Consider the following 10,251-nt stretch of genomic DNA (forward strand, 5'->3'; position numbering starts at 1 on the left):
GGGGGCCCCCCCCCGGTGGGGGGGGGGGGGGGGGCCCCCCCCCCCCCCCCCCCCCCCCCCCCGCCGGCCGGGGGGGGCCCCGGGTTCCTGTTGTGCGTGGCCGGAGCGCGCCGGCGGGCGCGGCCGGGCTCCGCGGACGGGGCTCCGGCGGGCTACGCGGCCTCGGGCGTCAGACGCTCGCGGACGACCTCGGCGAGCTCCTCGGCGACGCGCTGAGCGTCCTCCTGCGACGCGGCCTCGACCATGACGCGGACGACCGGCTCGGTACCGGAGGGACGCAGCAGCACCCGGCCGGTGTCACCGAGCGCCTGGGTCGCCGCAGCGATCGCGTCCTGCACGCCCTGGTCCTGCAGGCCGTGCCGGTCGACGCCCTTGACGGCGAGCAGCACCTGCGGGAACACGGTCATGCACGCGGCGAGCTCGCCGAGCGACTTGCCGGTGCGCGCCATCTCGGCGACGAGGTGGAGGCCCGTCAGGACCCCGTCACCCGTCGTCGCGAAGTCGTTGAAGATGATGTGACCGGACTGCTCGCCACCGAGCGAGTAGCCGCCCTCGTTCATCTTCTCGAGCACGTAGCGGTCGCCGACGCCGGCCTCGATCACGGTGATGCCCGCGTCCGCCATCGCCCGCTTCAGCCCGAGGTTCGACATCACCGTCGCGACGAGGGTGTCGTCGACCAGTCGGCCGCGTTCCTTGAGGGACAGCGCGAGGATCGCCATGATCTGGTCACCGTCCACCGCGTTGCCCTCGGCGTCCACGGCCAGGCACCGGTCCGCGTCGCCGTCGTGGGCGATGCCGACGTCGGCCCCGGCCTCGAGGACGGCGCGTGCCAGGTTGTCGATGTGGGTCGAGCCGACCCCGTCGTTGATGTTGATGCCGTTCGGGTCGGCACCGATCAGCGTGACCTTCGCGCCCGAGTTCACGAAGACCTCGGGCGAGACACCGGACGCAGCCCCGTTGGCGCAGTCGAGCACGACGTGGATGCCGTCGAGCCGGTGCGGCAACGTGCCGAGCAGGTGCACGACGTAGCGGTCCTCGGCGTCGGCGAACCGCGTGATGCGACCCACCTCGGCGCCCGTGGGGGTCGGTGCGGACTGGTCGTGCATGGCCGCTTCGATGCGGTCCTCGACCTCGTCCGGCAGCTTGCGCCCACCAGCGGCGAAGAACTTGATCCCGTTGTCCGGCGCGGGGTTGTGCGACGCGGAGATCATCACGCCGAAGTCGGCGTCGATGTCCGCGACGAGGTACGCCGCTGCGGGGGTGGGGATGACCCCGGCGTCGAGGACGTCGACGCCGGCGGAGGCGAGCCCGGCTGCCACTGCGGCACCCAGGAACTCGCCGGAGACGCGCGGGTCGCGCGCCAGCACGGCCTTGGGGCGCGTGCGACCGGACGCTCGTCGAGCGTCCGCATGGTGTCCGTGTGTGAGCACGGCCGCGCTCGCCTGGGCAAGACCCAGTGCGAGCGCGGCCGTCAACTCGCCGTTGGCGAGGCCACGAACGCCGTCGGTACCGAACAGACGCGGCATGCGATCTCCCGCCGTCAGGCGATCAGCGCTTCGAGAACTGCGACGCCTTGCGGGCCTTCTTGAGACCGGCCTTCTTGCGCTCGATGACGCGGGCGTCACGGGTGAGGAAGCCGGCCTTCTTGAGGGCCGCGCGGTTGTTCTCGCGGTCGATCTCGTTCAGGGTGCGGGCGATGGCGAGACGCAGCGCGCCGGCCTGACCCGAGGGGCCGCCACCCGTGATGCGGGCGGTGACGTCGTACGAGCCGAGGAGCTCGAGCACCTTGAACGGGTCGTTGATGAGCTGCTGGTGCAGCTTGTTCGGGAAGTAGTCCTCGAGCGTGCGGCCGTTCACGACGAACGTGCCGGAGCCCGGGACGAGACGCACGCGGGCGATGGCCTCCTTGCGGCGACCGACAGCACCACCCGAGACGTTGAGGATCTGACGGGGAGCCGCCTCCGAGGCGACGGGTGCGCTCTCGGTGGTGAAGGTCTCCGGGGTCTGGTCGATGGAGTCAGCGATCTGAGCCATGAGTGTTTTCTCGTTCCTGGAAGTCGTCGTGGCCGCTGTTACTGCGAGACCTGGTCGAAGGTGTACGGCTTGGGCTGCTGCGCCGCGTGGGGGTGCTCAGCGCCTGCGTAGACCTTGAGCTTCTTGAGCTGCTCGCGACCGAGGGTGTTCTTCGGCAGCATGCCGCGGATCGCCTTCTCGACGGCGCGGGTCGGGTGCTTCTCCAGCATCTCCGGGTAGCTGGTGGCCGTGAGGCCGCCCGGGTAACCGGAGTGACGGTAGTAGACCTTCTTGGCGAGCTTCGACCCGGTCAGGGCGACCTTGTCGGCGTTCACGATGATGACGTAGTCACCCATGTCCATGTGCTGGGCGAAGGTGGCCTTGTGCTTGCCGCGGAGGAGGGCGGCGACGTGCGAAGCGAGGCGGCCGAGCACGACGTCGGTCGCGTCGATGACGATCCAGTCGTGCTGGACGTCTGCCGGCTTCGGGGAGAACGTACGAGTCACAGGAGTGCTGCTTTCGTGTCGAGGTGAGGAGTCCGTGAATCCCACTCCGGTGGGCGTTCCCGCGGGCAGATGCCCGGTGAACGACCCGGTGGAGGGCCCATCTGACTGTCTGGCGCAACAGAGCGCGCAGACCAAGAGATGATCCTAGCCGACGCCGATCCTCCCGGTCAACCGGCGTCGCTCCCCGCGACACCACGGACGGGAGGCGCGGTGCGGGTCGGACCCGCACCGCGCCTCCCGTCCGTGGTCGCGTTCAGCGCGAGGTCACTCGGCGCTGCCACCCGTCGTCCGGCGGCGACGGAGGGCGAGGAGCCCGCCACCGGCGGCCAGGAGCGCGAGGGCCGCCGCGAGGCCGCCACCGATCTCCGCGCCGGTGAAGGCCAGGCTGCCGCCACCCGTGGTCGGCGTCACGCCGGCCACCGGGGTCGTGCCCGCACCACCGGCGATCGGCGTGGGGGTCGGTTCAGCTGTGGGGCCGTCGGCCGGGTCGTCCGTGCCGGGCCCCGGCGTGGGCTCCGGCGTCGGGTCGCCCGGCACCTCGGCCGCGGTCAGGTCGAAGCCGACCAGGATCGGGTCGTGGTCGCTCGCTCGGTACACGTCGTCCGTGTACAGGTCCGAGACGTTCACGTTGTACCGGCTGTACTCCAGGCCCACCGACTCGGTCGAGTTGATGTTCCAGATGTCCACGCCCGTCACGCTCGCCAGCGCCGCCGGTGACGCCAGCACGTGGTCGAGCGACCCGCTGAGCCCACTGAAGACGTACGAGTACTCGGTCCGGTCGCGGGCCGGGGCCAGGTCGGTGTAGCCGGCGTCGCGGAGGACGACCATCGGGTCCTCCTCGCGGTAGGCGTTGAAGTCACCGATCAGGAAGGTCTTGTCGGTGCCGTACTGCGCCTGCATCGCCGTGGAGAAGCTCGTGAGGGCTCGGGCCTGGCGCACCCGGTCGGCGTTCGAGGCGCCCTGGCCGTCACCCTGGTCGGCGTTCTCACCGGTGCCGGACCCCTTCGACTTGAAGTGGTTGGCGATCACCAGGAAGTCGTCGTCCGCGGTCCCACCGACCGGGCGGAACGCGTCCGCGACCGGCTGGCGCTGGAAGACGTCCGAGTCGGTGAGGATCGTCGACTCGGCGGTCGGCGCGACCCGGGCCTTCTTGTAGATGAGGGCCAGGCGGATGACGTCCTCGTCAGCGGCGAGCTTCGTCGGCGACGGGACGTACGCCCAGGTGTCGGACCCGGTGGCGGCGTTGAGCGCGTCGACGAGGGTGCCGACCGCGGCGTCACGGTCCTGCCCGAAGGCCGCCGAGTTCTCGATCTCCTCGAGCGAGACCACGTCGGCGCCCAGGCTGTTGATCGCCTTCACGATCTTCACCTGCTGGCGCGCCAGGTCCTCCGCCTCGGCAGCACCGCGGGCGTCACAGCCGGAGTTGACCGTGAGCGGGTCACCGGCGCGGTCCGTGTAGTACGTGCAGCCGGTCAGCTGGTCGCCCGTGGTCGGGAAGTAGTTCAGCACGTTGAACCCGGCGAGCTTCAGGTCACCGCCGACCGCGGCGGGCGCCGTGGTGCGGACGTCCGAGAACGTCGCGGGCAGGTCGGCCTTCGCGGTCGCACCGGTGATCGGCGTCGTCGGCTGGAACGTCCAGACGTCGTTCCGGTAGTCGAGGACCACGGGCTCGGTGAATCTCGTGGCGGCGCCGACCGTGACCGGTCCGGCGTTCGTCAGCCACGGCACCGGGATCGACCGGGCCGACTGGTCCTGGCCGTCGCGCGGCAGGAAGTTCGTGCTCGCGCCGTCGTCGAGCGTGACCGTGCGGGCGGCGTTGTCGGCGACCACCGCGGCGGCCTCGGCGCTGCCCGGGCGGGCGACCTCGGTCGGCTGCAGCAGCCGGCCCGGACCCGTGGCGAGCGTGACCACGCCGTACTGGTTCGTCGTGTAGTTGTCGGCGACCGTGTAGTCGCCCTGCGGTGCGACGAGCATGCTCTCGAGCGCCTCGCGCTCGGCGTCCGTCCGGGGGAAGGCCACGGCGGCCGGGACCGGGGAGGCGGCCGGGGTGGTGAGCTCCGTCAGCCCGGCGGTGTCCGCGACGGTGAGCTCGGTGAGCCCCTTGAACTCGGAGACGGCGCCGGTGACCTGGACGTGGTCGCCGATCGCGACCAGTCCGGCCGTGGCGGCGGAGTAGACGTACAGTCCGTCGGAGGCGGTCCGCGCGGCCAGGGTGGTCGTGCCTCCCGTCCCCGGGGTCTGGATCGTGTAGCCGTTCAGCCCACCGGTGGCGTAGACCGCGGTCACGACGCCGCTGGTCGTGACGGTCGAGCCGGCGAGCGGCGAGGTGTCCGTCGTGCCCTGGATCTCCGCGATGGTCGCGGCCACGGGGGGCGTGGTCGGCGGGGTGGTGCCACCGCCGCCCGGCGTCGGCGTCGTGCCGCCCGCTGCCGTCTCGCCGGCGGCGTTCCGCGGCGTCACGGTCGACGTGACCGAGAAGTCGGTCGCGTTCACGTCGCTGTCCGCGGTTCCCTGTCGGACCAGGCCGTTCGGAACGGCATTGCCGCCGTCGACCGTGCGGACCGCACCCTCGAACGTGTTCGAGGCGCCGTACCCGAGGAGGTCGACCACCCCCGCGGTGCCCGTCGCGACCGGACCGGCGGGCAGCGTCAGCGCGGCCGTCCGGTCGGCGAGGACGAGCGTGCCGGTGGTGCCGGACGGGTTGAGCGACGCGGTGTCGTCCGCCGTGGGCAGGTCGACGCCGACCGCCTTGTCCCCGCCGTTCCCGACCATCGACACCAGGAACGTCCCGTTTGCCGGCACGGTCCCCTCCAGCGCACTCGTGCTGAACGCCCCGGTACCGGTGGCCGAGCGGTACTGCAACGACCAGCTGTCGAGCGAGACGGGGACGGCGGTCGAGTTCGCGATCTCGACGAACTTCTGGTTGAAGAACGCGTTCGCGCTGCCGCCCTTGAGGTAGACCTCGGAGATGACGAGTCCGGTGCCCGTCGGGTTCGCGGAGGCGGTGGTGACGGTGACGAGCGGTGCGGCGATCAGGGTCGCGGCAGCCGTGGCGCACAGCAGGGTGCGTCCGACGGTTCGTGGCATGGGGACCTTCGGTTCGTGGTCGGGAGTGATCCCGTGAACCGTACGGGCCTGCGGAGACGCACAGGTTACGACGAGGTGAAACCTCTCCCCCGGACGAGGGTCGACCGGGGGTTCCATCCGTCCTGCGCGAGCAGCAGCGCACCCGCCATCACCCCGACGGACTCGGCAACTGCTTCACGATCCGAAGAGCACACGCAACAGCGCCACCCCCGATGCAGCGACGTACCACCCCACGAGGTTCCCGCGTTTCCTCGCGAGCACCAGCGAGCCGGCCACGGCAGCCACCGTGACGACGCCCGCGACCCCGCGGATCGTCGGAGTTTGGCCCGCCACACCGAAGACGCAGCACCCCAGGGTCGCGACGACCGCCAGGAGCCCGACGACGGACTGGCGGATCCTGCCGCGCCCACCTGATCCGACGTCGGGCCCGTCGATCTTGCCCCTGCCGACGATGTCCATGGTGGTCCCTCCGGATCGTAGCTCCATCACCGATCCACCACCATTTCACATCTAGAGTTCCGATACCAGTCGTCCATGCTGGAACGACGACGTCACCCCTGGATCGGCACCCACTCCGCCCCCACCCGGTGCACCGCCGGCCCGTGCCCCGGCAGCACGATCGCCGGGTAGGCCAGGGCCCGGGCCGACTCCACGGCGAGCGCCGGGTCCGCCGTGAAGAACGGCGTGATCATCCGGGGCCGCGGTGCCCACGACCCGGGCTGCGTGTCGTGGTGCGTGACGACGGCGTCGCCGGTGACGATCGCGTCGGCCGCGGGCAGCAGGTACGCGGTCGAGCCGTCGGTGTGCCCCGGGACGGGCAGCGGCGTCATCGCCCGGCCCTCGAAGTCGTGGGCTGTGAAGGCGCGGGCGCTCGGCACGGTCGTCGGGCGGAGGGCGTCCGAGGCGATCGCGCGGCCGAGCCAGCGGAGGACGCGGGGTGCGGCGAGTCGTCCGCCGATCTCGGCCGGCGTCACCTGCTGGCGCGCCGGTCCGCGGACGTTGTCGAGTTCGTCGGCGTGGGCCAGGACCTCGACGTGCGGGAAGCGCTCGAGGATCCCGGGCAGCCCGCCGACGTGGTCGACGTGGCCGTGGGTGACGTAGACGCGGCGGAGCTCGTCGAGGTCGTGGCCGGCGAGCAGCACGCTGTCGAGCACCAGGTCGGTGTCGGCCGGGTAGCCCGCGTCGATGAGGGCGACGCCGTCCTCCTCCGCCAGGACGACCCAGTTCGACACCGGCCCCTCGACGAAGACCACACCGGGTGCGACGGAGACGACGGAGCGCGGAGCACGAGGAGCCATCCCCCGACGCTACCGCCCGTCCTCGTCCGGCACGTCGCCGGGCCGGTGTCCCTCCGCGTCGCGACGGGCGCGCGTCTGGACGGCCCGCGCCTCCAGGGCGTCGTCGTCCGGGTACCCCACCTCGGTGAGGGTGAGTCCGCGTGCCGGGGCGGTGGTGAAGGCGCTGGTCCGTTCCGCCGCGACCCGCAGCTCGTCGAGCTCGTCCGGCGTCAGCCGGCCCTCGCCGACGGCGAGGGTGCCGCCGACCATCGCACGCACCATCGAGTGGCAGAACGCGTCGGCCTGGAGGCTCGCCACCAGCACGCCGTCCGGCTCACGTTCCCAGCGGAACTGCTGCAGGGTCCGGATCGTGGTGGCGCCGACGCGCGGCTTGCAGAAGGCCGCGAAGTCGTGCAACCCGAGCAGCCGCAGCGCGCCCCGCTCCATCGCTGCCGGGTCGAGGCGCCCCGGGTACCAGGTCGTGTGCCCACGGCGGAGTGGGTCGCGGAGGGCGTCGACGTCGGCGACCCGGTACCGGTAGCGCCGCCAGAGCGGGGAGAACCGCGCGTCGAACCCGGCCGGGGCGACGCGCACGCTGCGGACGACGATGTCCCCGTCGGCGCCCGCGAGCCCGTTGAGCCTGCGGAGGAGTCCACTGAAGGCATCACGGACGGTGCCGTCGGCGCTGGGGCGCTTCGGCCGGGTCAGCGCGGCCCACTGGTCCGGGCTGAGGTCGAGGTGCGCGACCTGTCCGGTGGCGTGCACGCCGGCGTCGGTGCGGCCCGCGACCGTCAGCTGGGGTGATTCGCCCCACCGGGTGAAGACGGTGGCGAGGGCGTCCTCGAGCACACCCTGCACGGTGCGGAGTGCGGGCTGGCGTGCCCACCCGGAGAAGCCGGAGCCGTCGTACGCCAGGTCGATCCGGAGTCGCGCGCCGGTGCCGTCCGCGCCGGGGTCGTCTGGTGTCCGGGCCGTCTCGCTCACGCCCTCCACGGTACCGATGTCAGCGCCGCGTCAGTGCCGCGTGAGCGGTCCTCGGCAGTGTCGTCCCCGTACACGACGTCGACGGAAGGACACGACGATGACCACGACACCCCTCGCAGTGGAGGCCACTGGCCTCGTGAAGACGTTCGGCAGCAACCGGGCCGTGGACGGGGTCGACCTCCGCGTGGAGGCCGGCACGGTCTACGGGGTGCTCGGACCGAACGGCGCCGGCAAGACCACCACCATCAGCATGCTCGCGACCCTGCTCCGCCTGGACGGCGGCGAGGCGCGGGTGTTCGGCCACGACGTCCGCCGGGAGCCCCACGTGGTGCGCCAGCTCATCGGCGTGACCGGGCAGTACGCCAGCGTCGACGAGACGCTGAGCGCCACCGAGAACCTCGTCGTCTTCGGCCGGCTGCTCGGGCTGTCACGGACCGAGGCGAAGCGGAAGTCGACCGAGCTGCTCGAGCGCTTCGGGTTGAGCGAGGCAGCCCGCCGTCCGCTCCGCGGGTTCTCCGGTGGGATGCGCCGACGACTGGACCTGGCGGCGAGCCTCATCGCGCAGCCGCCGCTGATCTTCCTCGACGAGCCGACGACAGGCCTCGACCCGCGGACCCGGGCGCAGATGTGGGACACCATCCGGGAGCTCGTCGCGACCGGGTCGACCGTCCTGCTGACGACGCAGTACCTGGACGAGGCCGACCAGCTCGCGGACCGGATCGCGGTGATCGACCACGGGCGGGTGGTGGCCGAGGGCACGAGCGACGAGCTCAAGGCCTCGATCGGTACCGCGTCGCTGCAGCTCCGGCTGGCCGACTCCACCCGGGCACGTCTGGCGGAAGCGTCCGACCTGGTGCTCCGCGTGCTCGGCACCGCGGCGGTCGCGAGTCCCGAGGGCTCCCGGCTCACCGCGCCGATGGCGGACCCGGACCGTGTCACGGACCTGCTGGTGTCCTTCCGGGACGCCGGCATCTCCCTCACCGAGATGAGCGTGCAGAAGCCGACGCTCGACGAGGTGTTCCTCACCATCACCGGCGAAGGGGTGGGCGCCGACGCGTCCGCGCCCGCCGACCGCACGCTCGAAGGGAGCAACGCATGACCACGCTCACCACCCCCGACCTGACCTCGGCCACGTCCGGCGCACCGCGGATCACCCCGCGGCCTGGCGTCGGCGGTTCCGGCCTGGCCGCGACCGTCCGGCAGTCGCTGACGATGGCGTACCGCGGGCTGGTCAAGGTCCGGCGCACACCGGAGCAGCTGTTCGACGTGACGCTCATGCCGATCGTCTTCACCGTGATGTTCACGTACATCTTCGGTGGCGCGATCGCGGGCGACGTCAGCAGCTACCTGCCGATCATCATCCCGGGCATCCTCGTGCAGACGAACATCACGTCGTCGATCGTCACCGGCGTGCAGCTCCGCGAGGACATGGACAAGGGCGTGTTCGACCGCTTCCGGTCCCTGCCGATCGCCCGCATCGCCCCGCTCGCCGGAGCCCTGCTCGCCGACACCGTCCGCTACGCGATCGCCACCACGATCACGTTCACGGTCGGCTTCATCATGGGGCTCCGTCCCGCGGGTGGCATCGGTGCGGTGCTCCTGGCCGGCCTGCTCGTGGTCGTCGTGGCGTGGGCGATCAGCTGGGTCTTCGCCTACTTCGGCGTGGTCGCCCGGACGGCGTCGAGTGTCTCCGGCATCTCGAACCTGGTGCTCTTCCCGCTGACGTTCCTGTCGAACGCGTTCGTCCCGGCGGACACCCTGCCGGACTGGCTGCACTGGTTCTCCGACGTGAACCCGGTCTCGCACCTCATCACGGCGGTCCGCGACCTCGTCAACCACGGCACGGTCGGCGGCGACCTGTGGCTGAGCCTGCTCGGCGCAGCGGTCATCGTCGCGGTGTTCGCCCCGCTCACCGTCCGGGCGTACATGCGGAAGGCCTGATCGCCTCGAGCACCGCACGCGCGGCAGCGACGGCCTCGGCCCGGGACGTCCCGGCCGAGGCCGTCTCGGCGTCCGCCACGAGTGCCTCGCCGACCGCGGCGACCACCAGCGGCCGGAGGCGTCGGTGGCCGAGGACCGCGAAGTCCTGCCGTGCACCGAGCCGGAGCGCGCTGCCCCAGGCTGCGGCGACGAGGGCGGGGGTGGGCGCGTCGGCACCGCGGCTGATCGCCTCGAGTGCGGCGCCGAGGACGGCCGTCCCGACCACCGGCAGGTCGTTCCACAGCGCCGGGGTGCGGAGGGCGACCAGGGCGCTCACCCGGACCTGTCGGGCGACGTCCGCACGGGCCTCCCGGCCGTCCTGGAGGCCCGTCCCGGCCCCCGCGGGCCCGGCCCCCCCCCCCCCCCCCCCCCCCCCCCCCCCCCCCCCCCCCCCCCCCCCCCCC

Annotated in this window: 10 protein-coding genes; 2 read left to right on the forward strand and 8 right to left on the reverse strand. The window is 72.3% G+C overall.

The genetic code is table 11. The features are described from left to right. Window positions 1–152: 152 nt before the first annotated feature. From glmM to truA, 7 genes are all read right to left on the reverse strand, one after another. Window positions 153–1,526, reverse strand: coding sequence for a phosphoglucosamine mutase (gene glmM / locus QCD68_RS15750; RefSeq protein WP_301223702.1), 1,374 nt, complete (start codon window positions 1,524–1,526; stop codon window positions 153–155). Between the two features lie 22 nt (window positions 1,527–1,548). Further along, complete coding sequence (gene rpsI, locus QCD68_RS15755; RefSeq protein WP_301223703.1) at window positions 1,549–2,034, reverse strand: 30S ribosomal protein S9; 486 nt, start codon at window positions 2,032–2,034, stop codon at window positions 1,549–1,551. A gap of 38 nt (window positions 2,035–2,072) precedes the next feature. After that, window positions 2,073–2,519, reverse strand: coding sequence for a 50S ribosomal protein L13 (gene rplM / locus QCD68_RS15760; protein WP_111073916.1), 447 nt, complete (start codon window positions 2,517–2,519; stop codon window positions 2,073–2,075). Window positions 2,520–2,783: 264 nt separating this feature from the next. Then, a complete protein-coding gene (locus QCD68_RS15765; protein ID WP_301223704.1) occupies window positions 2,784–5,606 on the reverse strand; it encodes an ExeM/NucH family extracellular endonuclease in 2,823 nt (940 codons plus the stop codon). A 174-nt stretch (window positions 5,607–5,780) separates the two neighbouring features. Then, window positions 5,781–6,065, reverse strand: a complete 285-nt coding sequence (locus QCD68_RS15770) for a hypothetical protein (RefSeq protein WP_301223705.1) — start codon at window positions 6,063–6,065, stop codon at window positions 5,781–5,783. Window positions 6,066–6,157: 92 nt separating this feature from the next. Beyond that, window positions 6,158–6,904 carry an MBL fold metallo-hydrolase gene (locus tag QCD68_RS15775; RefSeq protein WP_301223706.1) on the reverse strand — a complete coding sequence of 249 codons (747 nt, stop codon included), beginning with the start codon at window positions 6,902–6,904 and terminating at the stop codon, window positions 6,158–6,160. A 9-nt stretch (window positions 6,905–6,913) separates the two neighbouring features. Continuing rightward, entirely contained in the window at window positions 6,914–7,867 is a 954-nt protein-coding gene (gene truA, locus QCD68_RS15780) for a tRNA pseudouridine(38-40) synthase TruA (RefSeq protein ID WP_301223707.1), read from the reverse strand. Window positions 7,868–7,964: 97 nt separating this feature from the next. On the opposite strand from truA, the gene QCD68_RS15785 reads away from it, so the two are divergent. Next, window positions 7,965–8,966: an ATP-binding cassette domain-containing protein gene (locus QCD68_RS15785; protein ID WP_301223708.1), complete on the forward strand. Its 1,002-nt coding sequence runs from the start codon at window positions 7,965–7,967 to the stop codon at window positions 8,964–8,966. Then, window positions 8,963–9,808: an ABC transporter permease gene (locus QCD68_RS15790; RefSeq protein ID WP_301223709.1), complete on the forward strand. Its 846-nt coding sequence runs from the start codon at window positions 8,963–8,965 to the stop codon at window positions 9,806–9,808. The genes QCD68_RS15785 and QCD68_RS15790 overlap by 4 nt, the downstream gene beginning before the upstream one ends. On the opposite strand, the gene QCD68_RS15795 is transcribed toward QCD68_RS15790, so the two are convergent. Continuing rightward, window positions 9,777–10,124 (reverse strand): hypothetical protein, encoded by a 348-nt coding sequence (locus tag QCD68_RS15795; RefSeq protein ID WP_301223710.1) that lies wholly within the window; start codon window positions 10,122–10,124, stop codon window positions 9,777–9,779. The two genes, QCD68_RS15790 and QCD68_RS15795, sit on opposite strands and share 32 nt — an antisense overlap. Between the last annotated feature and the right edge of the window lie 127 nt (window positions 10,125–10,251).

The sequence above is a fragment of the Curtobacterium sp. PsM8 genome, from assembly GCF_030433875.1.
Lineage (GTDB): Bacteria > Actinomycetota > Actinomycetes > Actinomycetales > Microbacteriaceae > Curtobacterium.